At 70.1% G+C, this 18300-nt stretch carries 19 protein-coding genes; 3 read left to right on the forward strand and 16 right to left on the reverse strand.

From position 1 onward, the window contains the following. The 4 genes from ABZ070_RS09245 to ABZ070_RS09260 form a co-directional block, all read right to left on the reverse strand. On the reverse strand, window positions 1-1519 hold a 1519-nt coding region (locus tag ABZ070_RS09245), incomplete at its 3' end, for an NAD(P)H-hydrate dehydratase (protein ID WP_356631624.1). A 789-nt stretch (window positions 1520-2308) separates the two neighbouring features. After that, window positions 2309-2677: a holo-ACP synthase gene (locus ABZ070_RS09250; protein ID WP_356631626.1), complete on the reverse strand. Its 369-nt coding sequence runs from the start codon at window positions 2675-2677 to the stop codon at window positions 2309-2311. Between the two features lie 4 nt (window positions 2678-2681). Beyond that, window positions 2682-4529, reverse strand: a complete 1848-nt coding sequence (gene glmS, locus ABZ070_RS09255; RefSeq protein ID WP_356631628.1) for a glutamine--fructose-6-phosphate transaminase (isomerizing) — start codon at window positions 4527-4529, stop codon at window positions 2682-2684. A gap of 36 nt (window positions 4530-4565) precedes the next feature. After that, window positions 4566-5357, reverse strand: coding sequence for a hypothetical protein (locus ABZ070_RS09260; protein ID WP_356631630.1), 792 nt, complete (start codon window positions 5355-5357; stop codon window positions 4566-4568). Between the two features lie 189 nt (window positions 5358-5546). On the opposite strand from ABZ070_RS09260, the gene coaA reads away from it, so the two are divergent. After that, the gene (gene coaA, locus ABZ070_RS09265; RefSeq protein WP_356631632.1) at window positions 5547-6542 is read left to right on the forward strand and encodes a type I pantothenate kinase; all 996 of its coding nucleotides are present in this window, start codon (window positions 5547-5549) and stop codon (window positions 6540-6542) included. Between the two features lie 10 nt (window positions 6543-6552). After that, a complete protein-coding gene (locus ABZ070_RS09270) occupies window positions 6553-7488 on the forward strand; it encodes a DUF389 domain-containing protein (protein WP_356631634.1) in 936 nt (311 codons plus the stop codon). A gap of 89 nt (window positions 7489-7577) precedes the next feature. On the opposite strand, the gene glmM is transcribed toward ABZ070_RS09270, so the two are convergent. The 4 genes from glmM to ABZ070_RS09290 form a co-directional block, all read right to left on the reverse strand. Further along, window positions 7578-8936 (reverse strand): phosphoglucosamine mutase, encoded by a 1359-nt coding sequence (gene glmM / locus ABZ070_RS09275; RefSeq protein ID WP_356631636.1) that lies wholly within the window; start codon window positions 8934-8936, stop codon window positions 7578-7580. A 131-nt stretch (window positions 8937-9067) separates the two neighbouring features. Beyond that, window positions 9068-9586, reverse strand: a complete 519-nt coding sequence (gene rpsI / locus ABZ070_RS09280) for a 30S ribosomal protein S9 (RefSeq protein ID WP_356631638.1) — start codon at window positions 9584-9586, stop codon at window positions 9068-9070. A 41-nt stretch (window positions 9587-9627) separates the two neighbouring features. Continuing rightward, the gene (gene rplM / locus ABZ070_RS09285) at window positions 9628-10071 is read right to left on the reverse strand and encodes a 50S ribosomal protein L13 (protein WP_356631640.1); all 444 of its coding nucleotides are present in this window, start codon (window positions 10069-10071) and stop codon (window positions 9628-9630) included. A 254-nt stretch (window positions 10072-10325) separates the two neighbouring features. Next, on the reverse strand, window positions 10326-11945 hold the full coding sequence (locus tag ABZ070_RS09290; protein ID WP_356631642.1) for an ATP-binding cassette domain-containing protein: 1620 nt from the start codon (window positions 11943-11945) through the stop codon (window positions 10326-10328). A 55-nt stretch (window positions 11946-12000) separates the two neighbouring features. Here ABZ070_RS09290 and ABZ070_RS09295 point away from each other — a divergent pair, with 55 nt between their 5' ends. Continuing rightward, complete coding sequence (locus tag ABZ070_RS09295; RefSeq protein ID WP_356631644.1) at window positions 12001-12975, forward strand: hypothetical protein; 975 nt, start codon at window positions 12001-12003, stop codon at window positions 12973-12975. Here ABZ070_RS09295 and truA read toward each other — a convergent pair. The 8 genes from truA to map all read right to left on the reverse strand — a co-directional run bounded on the left by truA (window position 12946) and on the right by map (window position 18203). Next, complete coding sequence (truA, locus tag ABZ070_RS09300) at window positions 12946-13830, reverse strand: tRNA pseudouridine(38-40) synthase TruA (protein ID WP_356631646.1); 885 nt, start codon at window positions 13828-13830, stop codon at window positions 12946-12948. The two genes, ABZ070_RS09295 and truA, sit on opposite strands and share 30 nt — an antisense overlap. 79 nt (window positions 13831-13909) lie before the next feature. Continuing rightward, a complete protein-coding gene (rplQ, locus tag ABZ070_RS09305) occupies window positions 13910-14410 on the reverse strand; it encodes a 50S ribosomal protein L17 (RefSeq protein ID WP_356631648.1) in 501 nt (166 codons plus the stop codon). 106 nt (window positions 14411-14516) lie between these two features. After that, on the reverse strand, window positions 14517-15539 hold the full coding sequence (locus ABZ070_RS09310; RefSeq protein WP_003956430.1) for a DNA-directed RNA polymerase subunit alpha: 1023 nt from the start codon (window positions 15537-15539) through the stop codon (window positions 14517-14519). A 230-nt stretch (window positions 15540-15769) separates the two neighbouring features. Further along, entirely contained in the window at window positions 15770-16174 is a 405-nt protein-coding gene (gene rpsK / locus ABZ070_RS09315) for a 30S ribosomal protein S11 (RefSeq protein ID WP_003948617.1), read from the reverse strand. A 68-nt stretch (window positions 16175-16242) separates the two neighbouring features. Further along, window positions 16243-16623, reverse strand: coding sequence for a 30S ribosomal protein S13 (rpsM, locus tag ABZ070_RS09320; RefSeq protein ID WP_159688557.1), 381 nt, complete (start codon window positions 16621-16623; stop codon window positions 16243-16245). 196 nt (window positions 16624-16819) lie between these two features. Continuing rightward, on the reverse strand, window positions 16820-16933 hold the full coding sequence (gene rpmJ, locus ABZ070_RS09325; protein WP_003956441.1) for a 50S ribosomal protein L36: 114 nt from the start codon (window positions 16931-16933) through the stop codon (window positions 16820-16822). A gap of 57 nt (window positions 16934-16990) precedes the next feature. After that, window positions 16991-17212 (reverse strand): translation initiation factor IF-1, encoded by a 222-nt coding sequence (gene infA / locus ABZ070_RS09330; protein WP_003956442.1) that lies wholly within the window; start codon window positions 17210-17212, stop codon window positions 16991-16993. A 154-nt stretch (window positions 17213-17366) separates the two neighbouring features. Further along, window positions 17367-18203 carry a type I methionyl aminopeptidase gene (map, locus tag ABZ070_RS09335; protein ID WP_356631650.1) on the reverse strand — a complete coding sequence of 279 codons (837 nt, stop codon included), beginning with the start codon at window positions 18201-18203 and terminating at the stop codon, window positions 17367-17369. Window positions 18204-18300 lie beyond the last annotated feature (97 nt).

The following is an 18300-nucleotide window of genomic DNA, read 5'->3' on the forward strand; positions in this document are numbered from 1 at the left end:
GGGCGAAGTTCAGGCGCTCCCCCGCGGTATCGGTGAACACCGTGTCCCCGCCCTCGGTCGTCCGCTGCCACCGGGCGTCGTGTGCCCGGACGTCGCGCCACGCGGCCGGGAGCGCCTCTGCCACCTCGAGCGCCGTGGTCGGCGCGCCCTGCGCGGACGCGTGACGGGCCGCCAGACCGTGCAGGTACGCGGCCGCCGAGCCGGCGTCACGTGCGCCGAGGCCGGCGGCCAGCAGCGAACCGGCAAGGCCGGACAGCACGTCCCCGCTGCCGGCCGTCGCCAGCCACGAGCTGCCCATCGGATTGACCCGGACCGGTGACCGCTCACGGTCGGGCGCGGCAACCAGGGTCGTCGACCCCTTGAGCAGGACCGTGGCGCCGAACCGCGCCGCCAGCTCCCGCACCGAGTCGAGCCGCGCGGCCTCCACCTCCTCGCGCGGAACGCCCAGCAGCGCCGCCGCCTCCCCCGCGTGCGGCGTCAGGAGCGTCGGCGCGGCCCGGCCCCGTACCGCCGCGGCGTCCAGCAGGCGCAGCCCGTCGGCGTCGACGAGTACGGGCACGTCGGAGGCGAGGACCTCCCGTACCGCGTCCGCGTTCTCGCCCAGTCCCGGGCCGACGACCCAGGACTGGACCCGGCCGGCTTTCCTCGGCGGGCCCGCGTGCACAAGGCACTCCGGGAAGCGGGCGATCACCGCGTCGGCCGCCGGGCCCACGTACCGCACCGCCCCCGACCCGCCGCGCAGCGCGCCCGCGACCGAGAGGACGGCCGCGCCGGGGTAGCGGGCGGAGCCGGCGACGACGCCGACGACACCCCGCCGGTACTTGTCGCTCTCCGCGGCGGGCACCGGCAACAGCCGGGCGAGGTCCGCGTGTTGGAGGGCCTCCAACTCGGGCACGGAAGGAAGGTGGTCCTCCAGACCGATGGCGACCATCCGCACCGTGCCCGCGTACTCCTTGGCCGGGTCGACGAGCAGCCCCGGCTTGTACGCCCCGAACGTGACGGTGGCGTCGGCGCGGAGGGCCTCGCCCCGCAGCTCGCCCGTGTCCGCCTCGACGCCGCTGGGCAGGTCGACGGCGACGATCACGGCATCGGATCCGCGGGCCGCCCGCGCGACGGGAACGGCCTCCGGCCGCAGGCCGCCGTGGCCGCCGATGCCGGTGATCCCGTCCAGCACCAGGTCGGCGGAGGCGAGCACCTCGAACGGGTCGTCGGCCACATGCCCGCCCGCGCGGAGCAGCGCCGCCAGACCGCCGCGGTGGACGCGATCGGGCGCCAGCAGCACGGCGACGACCCCGGACCCGCAGCGCGCCAGCCGGGCGCCGGCGTACAGGGCGTCGCCGCCGTTGTCGCCGCTGCCGACGAGCAGCACGACCCGCGCGCCGTACACCCTCCCCAACAGTCCGGCGCAGGCTGCCGCCAGCCCTGCGGCGGCGCGCTGCATCAGCGCGCCCTCCGGCAGTCCGGCCATGAGCTGTGCTTCGGCGTGCTTCACCGTCTCCACGCTGTACGCAGTACGCATGCCCCCGAGTCTGCCGCACCCTCGCCCGCGGGGGTGGGTGGCGCCTGCGGCGGGCTTGCCCCCTCCCCGCCCCCTCCCGAATGGGGCGCCCGCGGGGGTGGGTGGCGCTTGCGGCGGGCTTGCCCCCTCTCCCCGCCCCTTCCCGAACCGGGCTTCGCCCGGACCCGATACCGCGCTCCGCGCGGTGTCCTCAAACTCCCCCTACGGCCTGGGGGCCGTGGGCCGCCTCCCACGCCGACAGGCGTAGGGGGAGCGCCCCCGGACGGGCTGACGAAGCCAGCCCCGCTGGGAGTACCCCCCACGGCCCCCATGCCGTAGGAGGAGCCACAGGCGCGACAGTCCGATGGGTCCCCACGCCGCCAGCCGCAGGCACAGCGCCCCCAAACGGGCTGACAAACCCAGCCCCCTGGGGGTACCCCCCCCCCGGCCGCCAGGCCGTAGGAGGAGTCAGAGGCGCGACAGTCCGATGGGTCCCCACGCCGCCAGCCGCAGGCACAGCGCCCCCAAACGGGCTGACAAACCCAGCCCCCTGGGGGCACCTCCCACCGCCGCCAGGCCGTAGGAAGAGTCAGGGCGCGGCAGTCCGATGGGTCCCCACGCCGCCAGGCGCAGGGAGAGCGCCCCCTGCCGGGCTGACAAAGCCAACCCCGCTGGGGGCATCTCCCACGGCCGCCAGGCCGTAGGAGGAGCGCCTCCGAAACACCGCGCGGAGCGCAGTACGGGGCCCGGGCGAAGCCCGGTTCGGGAAGGGGCGGGGTGGGGAAGGGCTCCGCGCAGCGGGCCACCGCGTCAGCCCTCCGCGATGACCACCGCCGATGCCACGCCCGCGTCATGACTGAGCGACACATGCCAGGAACGCACGCCCAGTTCGGCCGCGCGGGCCGCGACCGTGCCGTGGACGCGCAGCGCAGGGCGGCCGGAATCCTCCACGCACACCTCCGCGTCCGTCCACAGCAGCCCGGCCGGTGCGCCGAGCGCCTTCGCGAGCGCCTCCTTCGCGGCGAACCGCGCGGCGAGGGAGGCGTACCCCCGCTGCTCACCGCTCGGGAGCAGCAACTCCCCTTCCAGGAAGAGCCGCTCGGCCATCCCCGGTGTCCGCTTCATCGACGCGGCGAACCGGTCGATCTCGGCCACATCGATCCCCACCCCGATGATCACGCGTTCACTCCACCGTCACGGACTTCGCCAGGTTGCGCGGCTGGTCGACCTCGTTGCCGCGGGCCGTCGCCAGCTCGCACGCGAACACCTGCAGCGGGACGGTGGCGACCATCGGCTGGAGCAGCGTCGGTGTCGCCGGAATCCATACGAGATGGTCCGCGTACGGCACGACCGCCTCGTCCCCCTCCTCCGCGATCACGATCGTCCGAGCGCCACGCGCGCGGATCTCCTGGATGTTGGAGACGATCTTGTCGTGGAGCACCGAACGCCCCCGAGGGGACGGCACGACGACCACCACCGGCAGGTCCTCCTCGATCAGCGCGATGGGGCCGTGCTTGAGCTCGCCCGCGGCGAATCCCTCCGCGTGCATGTACGCCAGTTCCTTGAGCTTCAGCGCACCCTCCAGGGCGACCGGATAGCCAACATGGCGGCCCAGGAAGAGCACCGTGTTCTTGCCGGCCAGCGAGCGGGCCAGCTCCCGCACCGGCTCCATCGTCTCCAGGACCCGGTCGACCTCGCCGGAGATGTGCGCCAGGTCGCGGACCACGGCCCGGATCTCGTCGGCCCACTTCGTGCCGCGGACCTGCGCCAGATACAGCGCGACCAGATAGCAGGCGACGAGCTGGGTCAGGAACGCCTTTGTCGAGGCGACCGCGACCTCCGGACCCGCGTGCGTGTAGAGCACGGCGTCCGACTCGCGCGGGATCGTCGACCCGTTCGTGTTGCAGATGGCCAGCACCTTGGCCCCCTGTTCGCGCGCGTGCCTCAGCGCCATCAGGGTGTCCATGGTCTCCCCGGACTGCGAGATCGCGATCACCAGCGTTCGCTGGTCGAGGATCGGGTCCCGGTAGCGGAATTCGCTCGCCAGCTCCACCTCGCACGGGATACGGGTCCAGTGCTCGATGGCGTACTTGGCGATCATGCCCGAGTGGAAAGCCGTGCCGCAGGCGACGATGACGACCTTGTCCGCCTCGCGCAGCACGGACTGCGGGATGCGCACCTCGTCGAGGCTCAGTGCCCCCGACGCGTCGATGCGGCCGAGGAGGGTATCGGCGACGGCCTTGGGCTGTTCGGCGATCTCCTTGAGCATGAAGTAGTCGTAGCCCCCCTTTTCCGCCGCGGAGGCGTCCCAGTCCACGTGATACGACCGCACCTCTGCCGGCTCCCCGTCGAAACCGGTGATCGTCACTCCGTCCCGGCGGAGCTCCACCACCTGATCCTGTCCGAGCTCGATGGCGGACCGCGTGTGGGCGATGAAGGCGGCCACGTCCGAAGCCAGGAAGGACTCACCCGCTCCGACGCCCACCACCAGCGGCGAGTTCCGCCGCGCGCCGACCACCACGTCCGGCTCGTCCGCGTGCACGGCGACCAGCGTGAACGCGCCGTCCAGCTGCCGGCACACCATCCGCATCGACTCCGCGAGGTCGCCGCACGAGGAGAACGACTCCGCGAGCAGATGGGCGACGACCTCGGTGTCGGTCTCCGACTGCAGATCGTGGCCCCGCTCGGCCAGCTCGGCGCGCAGGACGGCGAAGTTCTCGATGATGCCGTTGTGCACGACCGCGACGCGGCCCGCGTTGTCCAGGTGAGGGTGCGCGTTGGCGTCGGTGGGCCCGCCGTGGGTGGCCCAGCGCGTATGCCCGATGCCGGTGGACCCGCTCGGCAGCGGCCGTTCCACCAGCTCCTTCTCCAGATTGACGAGCTTGCCCGCCTTCTTCGCCGCGGCGAGTCCCCCGTCGGCGAGTACCGCGACTCCGGCCGAGTCGTAGCCGCGGTACTCGAGCCGCTTCAGCCCGGCGATGACCACATCGAGCGCCGACTGTCCGCCGACGTAACCCACGATTCCGCACATGGCGGAAGCCTACGTTTTTGAGCGCGAGCGGGCAGGTCAGCCGAGCTTGGCCGCCTGTGCGTCGATGACGGCGGTGGGCAGCGGGAGATCGCCCTTCTCGGTGGGCGCGGTGAGGTTGAACGAAGAGAACGTCACGAGCGAGCCGCCCTTGCGGACCACGGCCAGGTTGAACGGCAGGCTCTCGCCGCCCTGGTCGGCCGTCATGGCCCAGGCCACGGCCTCGTCGCCGCCGGAGACCTTGGCCTCGGCGAACTTCTGGACCTTCTGCTCCGTGCCCGCCACGGTCATGGTGAAGCCGCCGGAACAGGCGGTCCCCGCGGTCTTCAGGGCCGCGAAGCCGTCGGCCGCGCCCTTGCCCTCGTACGAGGAGAGGGCGAGCAGCGTCGTCGTGATGTCGAAGGCATCGGTGAACGCGTCGCCGAGCTCCTCCTCCGTCATGTCACCGGCGTCCTTCCCGGCGTCCTTGGGCTCGGCGGTGGCCCTGCGCTTCACCGTCGCCCCAGGCTCGCCCACCGGCACACCCGCCAGCGCTCGGGCGAGCGGCAGGCATTCGGCCTGGTCGGTGGTGACGTCCTTGGCGGCGATGTCGTCCTGCGGCCCGGCCTTCGCGACCTTGTGACCCTTCACGTCCCCCTGGGCGATCGCGAGCTTCTCCAGCTCGGCGACGGTCAGCGCCTTGGCCGCCGGCTCGGCTGCGCCGGTCTCGCCGCCCTTGTCCTTCGTGTCCCCGTCCCCGCCCGAACCGTCGCCACCGCAGGCGGTGACCAGGAGAACCAGGGATGCCGCGGCGGCGGCCAGGGCGGTACGGCGTACAGCAGTGCTTCGCATCTCGCACGACTTTCTTGTGATCGCAGCGACCCCTCCCGGGAGGCCGGCTCACGCCTGTCCGCCCCGTATCGCTGCTGCTGAGCCGAACGATAACGCCCACCGGTGTCCCACCTTCGCCCGGTACGGCGCTCGATCCCGCGTGACCGAGCACACCACCCATAACCGAGCGGTACGCACGACAATGGCCCTGTGATCACTTCGCCGCCACGAAGCGCCCACCGCCGGGCCGAGCACGCGTCGACGCCGTACGTCGACCTCACCCGCGCGGAGTGGAGCGCCCTGCGCGAGAAAACGCCGCTGCCCCTCACCGCCGAGGAGGTCGAGCGGCTCCGCGGGCTCGGCGACGTCATCGACCTCGACGAGGTGCGGGACGTCTACCTCCCGCTGTCACGGCTCCTCAATCTCTACGTCCAGGCCAGCGCCGGGCTGCGCGGCGCGCTCAACACGTTCCTCGGTGACGCCGGCAACGGGCACGGCGAGCAGCGCGGCACGCCCTTCGTCATAGGGGTCGCCGGGTCCGTCGCCGTCGGCAAGTCGACCGTGGCCCGGCTTCTCCAGGCCCTGCTGGCACGCTGGCCCGAGCATCCGCGGGTCGAGCTCGTCACCACCGACGGGTTCCTGCTGCCGATGAAGGAGCTTCAGGCCCGCGGCCTGATGTCCCGCAAGGGTTTCCCCGAGTCGTACGACCGCCGGGCGCTGACCCGGTTCGTCGCCGACATCAAGGCCGGCAAGGACGAGGTCACCGCCCCCGTCTACTCGCACCTGATCTACGACATCGTTCCGGACGAGCGCCTGACCGTGCGCCGCCCCGACATACTGATCGTCGAGGGGCTCAACGTCCTCCAACCCGCGCTGCCGGGCAAGGACGGCCGCACCCGGGTCGGTCTCGCCGACTACTTCGACTTCAGCGTGTACGTGGACGCGCGGGCGGAGGACATCGAGACCTGGTATCTCAACCGCTTCCGCAAGCTGCGGGAGACGGCGTTCCAGAACCCGTTCTCGTACTTCAGGAAGTACACCCAGGTCTCCGAGGAGGAGGCACTCGACTACGCCCGCACCATGTGGCGCACCATCAACAAGCCCAACCTGCTGGAGAATGTGGCGCCCACGCGCGGCCGCGCCACACTGGTGCTGCGCAAGGGCCCTGACCACAAGGTGCAGCGGCTGTCACTGCGCAAACTCTAGGAGTTCCTGCGTGCTGCATCTACGGCTGATCACCCCGGCCGACCGCACCACGGAAGTGGTCGATCTGCTCGAGAAGACCGTCGGCACGGCGCATCTCGCGGTGGTCCCGGGTGCCGCCCGTGATCCCAAGGGCGACCTGGTGCTGTGCGACGTGGCGCGCGAGGCGGGCGACGAACTGCTCACGGGGCTGCGGGCGCTGGGCATCGACGAGTGCGGTTCGATCGCCGTCGAGAACATCGACCTCTCGCTGTCGGAGCGCGCGGACAAGGCCGAGGAGGACGCCCCGGGCGAGGGCGCGGACGCGGTGCTGTGGGAGCACCTGTCGGACGCGACGCACGAGGAGTCGACGCTCACCGTCACGTACATCGCGTTCCTGTCGCTGGCGACGATGATCGCCGCCTGCGGTGTGGTGCTGGACAACGCGATCCTGATCGTGGGCGCCATGGCGGTCGGACCCGAGTTCGGGCCGTTGGCCGGCTTCTGCACGGCCGTCGTCCAGCGCGCCCCGCGCCTCGCGCTGCGGTCGTTCATCGCGCTGATCGCCGGGTTCGCCGTGGCGATACTGGTGACGGTGGGCTTCAGCTACTTCATGGACTCGGTGCACCTCTTCGCGCAGTCGATGCTGCAGGCCGAGCGCCCCAACACGAACTTCATCTACCGGCCGGACTGGTTCTCGTTCGTGGTCGCGCTCCTGGCCGGCTCGGCCGGAATGCTGTCGCTGACCTCCGCGAAGTCCGGCGCCCTGGTCGGCGTCGCGATCTCCGTCACCACGGTCCCGGCGGCAGCCAACGCGGCCGTCGCCTTCAGCTACGGCTCGTACCAGCAGGCGTGGGGCTCTGCCGAGCAGCTGCTGCTGAACATGCTGGGCATCGTCCTCGCCGGGACGCTGACGCTGCTCGCGCAGAAGCACTCCTGGCACCTGAGCCGGAAGAGGGCCCGTACGTGACCGTACGAGCCCTCCACCCTGTGGTCCGCATGGCCCAGGGCCTCTCGTTTGGATCATGCCGGGCTCCGGCCTGATCCAAACGAAGGACGCTAGCCGAGCGCGGACTTCACCACGTCGGCCAGTCGGCCCGCCACGCTTCGCGCCTGCTCGATGTCCGCGGCCTCGACCATGACCCGCACCAGCGGCTCGGTGCCCGAGGGGCGCAGCAGCACGCGGCCCGTCGAGCCGAGCTCGCGCTCCGCCTCCGTGACGGCCTGCGTCAGTTCGGCGGAGGTCTGCACCCGAGACTTGTCCACGTCGGGAACATTGATGAGGACCTGCGGCAGGCGCTCCATCACGCCCGCCAGCTCGGCCAGCGAACGGCCCGTCGCGGTGACACGGGCCGCGAGCATCAGACCGGTCAGCGTGCCGTCGCCGGTCGTCGCGTGGTCGAGCACGATGACGTGGCCGGACTGTTCGCCGCCGAGGCCGAAGCCGCGGGCCTTCATGGCCTCCAGGACGTACCGGTCGCCGACCGCGGTCTGCACCAGCTCGACGCCCTCGCGCTCCATCGCCAGCTTGAAGCCGAGGTTGGACATGACCGTGGCGACGACCGTGTTGCCGCGCAGCGTCCCGGCCTCGCGCATGGCGAGCGCCAGGACGGCGAGGATCTGGTCGCCGTCGATCTCGTTGCCCTGCGCGTCGACCGCGAGGCAGCGGTCCGCGTCGCCGTCGTGCGCGATGCCGAGGTCGGCGCCGTGGTCGACGACGGCGGCCTTCAGCAGGTCCAGGTGTGTCGACCCGCAGCCGTCGTTGATGTTGAGGCCGTCGGGCTCGGCGCCGATCGTGACGACCTGCGCCCCGGCCCGCGCGAACGCCTCCGGCGACACGCGGGAGGCGGCGCCGTGCGCCTCGTCGAGGACGACCTTCAGGCCGTCGAGCCGGTTCGGGAGTACGGCGATGAGATGCGCGACGTACTTGTCGAAGCCCTCGTCGTAGTCCGTCACACGGCCGACGCCGGCACCCGTCGGCCGCTCCCACGGCTCGCCGGTCCGGTGCTGGTCGTAGACCTGCTCGATGCGGTCCTCGAGCTCGTCGGCCAGCTTGTGGCCGCCGCGGGCGAAGAACTTGATGCCGTTGTCCGGCATGGCGTTGTGGCTGGCGGAGAGCATCACGCCGAGGTCTGCGCCGAGCGCGCCGGTCAGGTACGCGACGGCCGGGGTCGGCAGCACGCCGACGCGCAGCACGTCGACGCCCGCGCTCGCCAGGCCCGCCACGACGGCGGCCTCCAGGAACTCTCCGGAAGCGCGGGGGTCGCGGCCGACGACCGCGGTCGGGCGGTGGCCCGCGAACGTACCCGCTTCGGCGAGCACATGCGCCGCCGCGACCGACAGACCGAGCGCGAGCTCCGCCGTCAGGTCGGCGTTGGCGACACCACGTACACCGTCCGTACCGAAGAGTCGTCCCACAGTTGTCCTCCGAGAATGCTGAATGCTCGGACCGTTCTCGTCCGAGGCAGTCGATAAACGAACGCCCCGGCAGCACGAGTGCCGCCGGGGCGAACGAAAAGCCGTACAGGGATCTGCAGGCAGCCTGCGATTTAGCGCTTGCTGTACTGCGGGGCCTTACGGGCCTTCTTGAGACCGGCCTTCTTGCGCTCGACCGCACGGTCGTCGCGGGAGAGGAAGCCGGCCTTCTTGAGCGCGCCGCGGTTGTTGTCCACGTCCGCCTCGTTCAGCGCACGGGCCACACCGAGGCGCAGGGCGCCGGCCTGGCCGGAGACGCCGCCACCCGAGATGCGGGCGATGACGTCGTAGCGGTTGTCGAGCTCGAGCACCTTGAAGGGCTCGTTGACTTCCTGCTGGTGCACCTTGTTCGGGAAGTAGTCCTCGAGGGTGCGACCGTTGATCTTCCACTTGCCGGTGCCCGGAACGATCCGGACGCGGGCAATGGCGTTCTTGCGGCGGCCCAGGCCGGCAGCCGGCTGGGGCTCGCCGAAGCGGGAAGCCATGGACTCGGAGGTGTACTCACCCTCGACCGGGGCGTCCGACTCGAAGGTGGTGACCTCCGCGTAGGTCTCTTCGCCCTCGACGGGGGTCTCAACAGTGGTCTCGGCCACGATTCTCCTCAGATTCTTTTCGTCTTAGGGGGTGGCCGGACTTACTGCGCGACCTGGGTGATCTCGAACGGGACCGGCTGCTGAGCAGCGTGCGGGTGGTTCTCGCCCGCGTAGACCTTCAGCTTCGAGAGCATCTGACGGCCCAGGGTGTTCTTGGGGAGCATGCCCTTGACGGCCTTCTCGATGGCCTTCTCGGGGCTCTTCTCGAGCAGCTCGTCGTAACGGATGGAACGCAGACCACCCGGGTAGCCGGAGTGGCGGTACGCCATCTTCTGGGTCCGCTTGTTGCCGGAGAGGTGCACCTTCTCCGCGTTGATGATGATGACGAAGTCACCAGCGTCAACGTGCGGCGCGTAGATCGGCTTGTGCTTGCCCCGGAGAAGGGTAGCGGCGGTGGTCGCCAGACGGCCCAGGACGATGTCCTGCGCGTCGATGATGTGCCACTGGCGCGTCACATCGCCGGGCTTGGGGCTGTACGTACGCACGGTCGTAGCCTTCGCTTCTTCAGTGAGTGTGGTCCTGACAAGGCCACCCGGACGATCACGACAGCCCTGGCGGCACGCGGGGACGCAACCCGAATGCCTGCCGCTGGTCATCGGCCCGGTGGACCGGCGTAAGGGCCCCTCACGTGAGATAGAGCAAGCCAATACGCATAACGAACCAGCAGAATACCCGCGCAGCACCCGGCGGGTCAAAACCGGGTCCGGCTCGCCCTCCGCAGGCCGCTCCCGCGGCGGAGCTACCGCGCCCGCTCGACCCTCCGCTCGTCCCACACAGGCTGCGGCGTCTCCCGGACCACACCGTCCGAGCCGAACACCAGATACCGGTCGAAGGAGCGCGCGAACCAGCGGTCGTGCGTCACCGCCAGGACGGTGCCCTCGTACGACTCCAGACCCTCCTGGAGCGCCTCCGCGGACTCCAGGTCCAGGTTGTCCGTCGGCTCGTCGAGGAGCAGTGCCGTGGTGCCTTCCAGCTCCAGCAGCAGGATCTGGAAACGCGCCTGCTGGCCGCCCGACAGCTTCTCGAAGGGCTGGTCGCCCTGGCGTTCCAGTTCGTACCGGCGCAGGACCGACATCGCCCCGCCCCGGTCCTTGGCGTGTTCCGTCCACAGGATGTCCACCAGGGTGCGGCCCAGCAGCTCCGGGTGGGCGTGGGTCTGGGCGAAATGGCCGGGCACCACGCGCGCGCCGAGCTTCCACTGCCCCGTGTGCGCGACCGTGTCCCCCGCGAGCAGCCGCAGGAAGTGCGACTTCCCGGAACCGTTCGAGCCGAGGACCGCGACCCGCTCGCCGTAGAAGATCTCCAGGGAGAACGGCTTCATCAGACCGGTGAGCTCGAGATCGGTGCAGGTCAGCGCCCGCACGCCGGTCCGTCCGCCCTTGAGCCGCATCGTGATGTCCTGCTCGCGCGGCGGCTCCGGCGGCGGGCCCGCCTCCTCGAACTTCTTGAAGCGCGTCTGCATGGCCCGGTACCGCGAGGCCATGTCGGGGCTGTTCGCCGCCTGCTGCCGCAGCCGCAGCACCAGGGCCTTCAGCCGGGCGTGCTCCTCGTCCCAGCGCCGCTTCAGCTCCTCGAAGCGGGCGAAACGCTCCCTCCGCGCCTCGTGGAACGTGGCGAAGCCGGCTCCGTGCACCCACACGTCCGCCCCGGCAGGGCCGGGCTCCACGGCCACGATCCGCTCGGCCGCCCGCGCCAGCAGCTCCCGGTCGTGGGAGACGAAGAGGACCGTCTTGCGGGTCTCCTTCAGCCGGTCCTCGAGCCACCGCTTTCCCGGCACGTCCAAGTAGTTGTCGGGCTCGTCGAGCAGCAGCACCTCGTCGGGCCCGCGCAGCAGCGCCTCCAGCACGAGCCGCTTCTGCTCGCCCCCGGACAGCGTCCGCACCTGGCGCCACTGCGCCTTCTCGTACGGCACACCGAGCGCCGCCATGGTGCACATGTCCCAGACGGTCTCCGCCTCGTACCCGCGCGCCTCCGCCCAGTCGCTCAGCGCCTGCGCGTACCGCATCTGCGCGGCCTCGTCGTCGACGGTCATGATCGCGTGCTCGGCGGCGTCGACCGCGGCCGCCGCCTCCCTGATCCGCGGCTGGGCCACCGACACGAGCAGGTCCCGGACCGTGCGCTCGTCGCGGACGGAGCCGACGAACTGGCGCATCACCCCGAGCCCACCGCTCACGGTGACGGAGCCGCCGTGCGGCTGGATCTCCCCCGCGATGAGCCGCAGCAGCGTCGTCTTGCCGGCGCCGTTGGCGCCCACCAGGGCCGCGACCGCGCCGTCACCGACCCGGAACGACGCATCCGAGAGGAGCACCCGCCCATCCGGTAGGTAGTACTCGAGATGCGCCGCTTCCACATGTCCCATGGCCCGATTCTGACCGCCGACCCCGGTTTCGCCCAACAGGTTTAGGATGCGCGGCATGAGCTTTGGGCACGGGGGACCTCAGTGGGGTTCCGGCGGACAGAACCAGGACCCGTACGGCCAGGGCCCGAACAGCCAGGGCCAATTCGGGCAGAACCAGTACGGCCAGGGGCAGTACGGTCAGCAGTCCTTCGACGCGTTCGGCAGCCGCTCCGACAGTGACGCGGGCACACCGGACTGGGCCGCGCTCGCCGACGCCTCCGCCGCCCGTGCCCGCCGTCGGCGTTGGCTCATGATCGGTGGCGGCGCGCTCGCGACCGCGCTCGTCGCCGGCGCCGTCGCGACCGCCATCGTCTCGTCCAACAAGGACAGCGACAACAGCGCCTCCGACAAGAGCTCCAGTCTTCCCGCGCCGCCCGAACTGCCCACGGACACCAGCCAGCCGGAGCCGTCCTTCTCGTCCGTGGCCCCGCTGCCCCCGCCGAATCCCAAGGACTTCATCTCCGAGCGGAAGAAGGACACGCTGCCGCTGAGCGCCGAATCCCTCTTCCCCGGCAAGAAATTGACGATGGGCGACCGTGTCTACGACAAGGGCGCCACGTCACGCACCGGCAACTGCGGCTCCGTCACCAAGGGCGCCCTCGGCTCCGTTCTCGAGAAGAACGGCTGCGACCAGGTCTTCCGCGCCACCTACAGCAAGGACGGCATCGCGGTCACCATCGGCGTGGCGACCTTCGAGAACGAGGCGAAGGCAAAGAAGGCCGTGGAGCAGGCGTCGGGCAGCGTGGTGCCTCTGACGGGCTCCGGCGTTCCCTCGTTCTGCAAGGGCGGCCCGGTCTGCCGGTCCACCTTCAATTCGTACGGGCGGTACTTCTACGCCACCGTCACCGGCTACACCAAGGCCAAGTCAGTCACCAAGGGCGACACCGCGGCGTACCAGACGGGCGACGACCTCGGCGAGTTCACGTTCCGCCAGATCAGGCGCCGCGGCGAGGCGCAGGCCTCAGCCGCAGCCGGCGCACCCGCCCAGTAGCGGGACGGCACGAGCGGCCGGCAGCGAACGACGGTTGCGGGCCTCAAGGTTGCGGGCGGCCAGCAACTCGTCCGCCGGGTAGCCCACCTCCTCGAGCGTGAGCCCGTGCGGTCGCACGACATGGACGGCCGAGTCCCGCACCCCCGCGGCCAAAACCTTCGCGGGCCACTCCACGGGCCGGTGCCCGTCGCCGACGAACAGCAGCGCGCCGACCAGCGAGCGCACCATGTTGTGGCAGAAGGCGTCGGCCTTCACGGTGGCGGTGACGACCCCGGAGGCGTCCCTCTCCCAGGACAGTTGCTGCAGGGTACGGATGGTCGTGGCGCCGTCACGCTTCTTGCAGTAGGCCGCGAAGTCGTGCTCGCCGACCAGCCCTTGCGCGGCAGCGTTCATCGCCGCCACGTCCAACGGCCAGTCGTGCCACAGGACATGGCCGCGCAGCAGCGGGTCGACGCCACCGGGGTTGTCCGTCACACGGTACGCGTACCGCCGCCAGATCGCCGAGAACCGCGCGTTGAAGCCCTCCGGCGCCTCGGCCACGGTCCAGATGCGCACATCGCGTGAGAGCCGCCCTGCGAGCCGCTTGAGCAGCTTGTCGCGGTGCTCGGCCCAGACGTCCTCCGGCAGGTCCACGTGCGCCACCTGCCCGCGCGCATGCACGCCGGCGTCCGTACGCCCGGCGACCGTCAGCTCGTACGTACGGGACGAGCGCGTCACCGTGCGCAGCGCGTCCTCGATCTCGCCCTGCACGGTACGCCGCCCGCCGGCCTGCTTCGCCCAGCCGGAGAAGTCCTTGCCGTCGTACGAAAGATCCAGCCGCACCCGGACGTGACCGGGCTCCACCTCGTCGCTCACGCGATCCATCCTCTCAAGCAGAACGGGCCCGTACCCCCGAGGGGAATACGGGCCCGTCCGTCAGCCTTCAGAACGCGGCTCAGGCGTCCTTCGCGCTTTCACCGGCCGCGTCGGCGGCGGGCTCGGCCTCGTCGGCCTTGGTGTCCTCGGCCTTGGCCTCGGACTCCTTGACCGCACGCTTGGTCGCGGCCTCGGCCTCGGCGACGGTCGCCTTCTTCGCGATCTCACCCTCGACCAGCTCGATCACAGCCATCGGGGCGTTGTCGCCACGACGGTTGCCGATCTTGGTGATGCGGGTGTAGCCGCCGGGACGCTCCGCGTAACGCGGTGCGATCTCGGTGAAGAGCGTGTGCACGATGCCCTTGTCCGTGATCGTCTGCAGCACCAGGCGACGGTTGTGGATGTCGCCCTTCTTCGCCTTGGTGATCAGGCGCTCGGCGACCGGACGCAGGCGGCGGGCCTTGGCCTCGGTCGTGGTGATGCGGCCGTGCTCGAACAGCGACTTCGCCAGGTTCGCGAGAAGCAGCTTCTCGTGAGCGGCGCTGCCACCGAAACGGGCTCCCTTGGTGGGACGCGGCATGGGTTTCTCCTTGTGATCTGCACCGGCCGTATCAGGTACCGGTGTCAGTTACCGGCGGACGGACGTCCGCCGGAAGTGGGGCCGGGACCGAAGGCCCGGATGGGGCTCAGTACTGCTCGGTCTCGACGAACCCGGCGTCCGCGTCGTCGTCGGCGCCGAAGGCGTCGGCGGCGGCGGTCGGGTCGAATCCGGGCGGGCTGTCCTTGAGGGCCAGGCCCATGCCGGCGAGCTTCGCCTTGACCTCGTCGATCGACTTCGCACCGAAGTTGCGGATGTCGAGCAGGTCGGCCTCGGAGCGCGCCACGAGCTCACCCACGGAGTGGATGCCCTCACGCTTGAGGCAGTTGTACGAACGAACGGTGAGCTCGAGCTCCTCGATCGGCAGCGCCAGGTCGGCGGCAAGGGCGGCGTCCGTCGGGGACGGGCCCATGTCGATGCCCTCGGCGTCGATGTTGAGCTCACGGGCCAGACCGAACAGCTCGACCAGGGTCTTGCCGGCGGACGCCATGGCGTCACGCGGGCGCATGGCCTGCTTGGTCTCGACGTCGACGATCAGCTTGTCGAAGTCGGTGCGCTGCTCGACTCGGGTCGCCTCGACCTTGTAGGTGACCTTGAGGACCGGCGAGTAGATGGAGTCGACCGGAATACGGCCGATCTCCTGGCCCACCTGCTTGTTCTGCACGGCGGAGACGTAACCGCGGCCGCGCTCGACGGTCAGCTCCATCTCCAGCTTGCCCTTGCCGTTGAGCGTGGCGAGCACCAGGTCGGGGTTGTGCACCTCGACACCGGCCGGCGGGGCGATGTCAGCAGCGGTGACCAGGCCGGGACCCTGCTTGCGCAGGTACATCACGACCGGCTCGTCGTGCTCCGAGGAGACGACCAGCTGCTTGATGTTCAGGATGAGGTCGGTGACGTCCTCCTTGACGCCCGGCACGGTGGTGAACTCGTGCAGGACCCCGTCGATACGGATGGACGTGACCGCCGCACCCGGGATCGAGGAGAGAAGCGTACGGCGGAGGGAGTTGCCGAGCGTGTAGCCGAAACCCGGCTCCAGGGGCTCGATGACGAACCGCGAGCGGTACTCGTCGACGACCTCTTCGGTCAGCGAGGGGCGCTGAGCGATCAGCATGGTGTGTTTCCTTCAGTCGTGGACGCCCGCTATTTGACGTCCTCTGATACAGGGTACGGGCGGTACGCCCCTTACGGGTCGTACCGCCCGAATCCCTACGTCGACCTCGAATGCGTCACGCATCTGAGGTCGAACGCGGCGGCGCTTCGGCGGACGGCAGCCGTACTGCGATACCCCGGGGGACGACCCCCGGACCCCCAGCCGACACACCGTCCGCAGGCAGCCGTGCCTCAGACGCGGCGGCGCTTCGGCGGACGGCAGCCGTTGTGCGGCGTGGGGGTGACGTCCTGGATCGAGCCGACCTCGAGGCCGGTGGCCTGGAGGGAGCGGATCGCGGTCTCACGGCCGGAGCCGGGACCCTTGACGAAGACGTCGACCTTGCGCATGCCGTGCTCCTGCGCGCGGCGGGCGGCCGACTCGGCGGCCATCTGCGCGGCGAAGGGGGTGGACTTGCGCGAGCCCTTGAAGCCGACGTGGCCGGCGGAGGCCCAGGAGATCACGTTGCCGGTCGGGTCCGTGATGGACACGATCGTGTTGTTGAACGTGCTCTTGATGTGCGCGTGGCCGTGAGCGACGTTCTTCTTTTCCTTGCGGCGCACCTTCTTGGCAGCGCCCTGACGACCCTTGGGGGGCATCTATAACTCCTACGGGGAGGTGGTCGGTCCTACAGCGAAGACCGCTGGTAAAGCGTGTCCGCTGAGGACTACTTCTTGCCCGGCTTCTTCTTACCGGCGATGGCGCGACGCGGGCCCTTGCGGGTGCGGGCGTTCGTGCTGGTGCGCTGACCGTGGACCGGCAGGCCGCGGCGGTGACGCAGACCCTGGTAGCAGCCGATCTCGACCTTGCGGCGGATGTTGGCCTGGATGTCGCGGCGGAGGTCACCTTCCGTCTGGAAGTTGACATCCACGTACTCGCGGATCTTGACCAGGTCCTCTTCGGCCAGGTCACGAACGCGGACGTTCGGGTCGACACCGGTGGCGGCGAGGGTCTCCTGGGACCGGGTGCGGCCGATGCCGAAAACGTACGTGAGGGCGACCTCGATGCGCTTGTCGCGCGGGAGGTCAACGCCTTCAAGGCGTGCCATTCATGGCTCCTGATGTATGCGGAGGTCTTCCGCAGAGTCGTTCCGTGGCCGCCGACCCTTGATTGAAGAGAGGGTGGTACGGACCAGGTCCCCGGCCTCCACCGGGGGTGTCGCCGGCCGAAGCCAGGCGGACCCTGCGTATGTACATGTTTTTACGTGCGTCGCGCGAAGAACTGCGAGTGCAGGTGGTCGTGCGTCAGCCCTGGCGCTGCTTGTGGCGCAGGTTGTCGCAGATGACCATGACCCGGCCGTGACGGCGGATCACCTTGCACTTGTCGCAGATCTTCTTGACGCTCGGCTTGACCTTCATGGGATGTGAGGTTCTCCGGGTCAGTGCCGACACCCCGCGAGGGGGGTGCGACAAGATCTACTTGTACCGGTAGACGATCCGGCCACGCGTCAGGTCGTACGGAGAGAGCTCCACCACGACCCGGTCGTCCGGGAGGATACGGATGTAGTGCATCCGCATCTTGCCGGAGATGTGCGCGAGGACCTTGTGACCGTTCTGGAGCTCCACCTTGAACATGGCGTTCGGGAGGGACTCGATCACGGTGCCCTCGATTTCGATGGCACCTTGCTTCTTGGCCACGCTTCGCCTTTCGAATCGGCTACCTTGATCGACTCCCGTCGCCGCGTGCGGACACACGGGTACACGAGAGCCGACGCATCAGTCTACGTCAGGGGCATCCAAAAGACGAATCCGCCAAGTCTGCCCAGGCGTGAAGATCGTTAAGCCCCGCGGTTCAGGCCAGCGGATCCGGGGCGGCAGTGACACCCAGCTCCGCCAGCTTCGCCTTGCCGCCGTCGGGGGCGGTGAGCACCAGCGGCCCCTGCTCGGTGAGCGCCACCGAGTGCTCCCAGTGGGAGGACCAGGTGCCGTCCGTCGTGATGACCGTCCAGTCGTCGGAGAGCACCTCGGTCTGCGGCGTGCCGAGGGAGACCATCGGCTCGATCGCCAGGCAGAAACCGGGCACCAGCTTCGGTCCCTTGCCGCGCTTGCGCGAGACGTAGTTCAGCAGGTGCGGGTCCATGTGCATCTCGGTGCCGATGCCGTGGCCGCCGTAGTCCTCGATGATCCCGTACTTGCCCGTTGCCGGCCGGGGCTGCCGGCGGATGTACGTCTCGATGGCACGGGAGACGTCGACGAGCCGGTTGCCGTTCTTCATCGCGGCGATGCCGGCCCACATCGATTCCTCGGTCACCCGGGAGAGCTCCAGGAGCTCCGGGGCGTGACCGCTGCCCACGAAGGCCGTGTACGCGGCGTCTCCGTGCCAGCCGTCGATGATCGCGCCGCAGTCGATGGAGATGATGTCGCCGTCCTTCAGGACGGTCTTCTCGTCGGGGATGCCGTGGACGACGACCTCGTTCACCGAGGTGCAGATCGTCGCGGGGAAGCCGCCGTACCCGAGGAAGTTCGACTTGGCGCCGTGGTCGGCGATCACCTTGCGCGCCACCTCGTCGAGGTCCTTGGTCGTGGCGCCGGGCACCGCGGCCTCGCGGGTCGCCGCGTGGATGGCGGCGACGACCAGTCCCGCCTCGCGCATCTTCGCGATCTGCTCGGGGGTCTTGATCTGCACCATTACGGCTCGCGCCTTTCTCGACAAGGGGTTCGGGGCTTATCAACGATACGGCCGCGGCGTCCGAAGGACACCGCGGCCGTAACTCTCAGACTCTGCG

It is taken from the genome of Streptomyces sp. NPDC006283, assembly GCF_040613325.1.
In the GTDB taxonomy this organism is placed as follows: Bacteria; Actinomycetota; Actinomycetes; order Streptomycetales; family Streptomycetaceae; genus Streptomyces.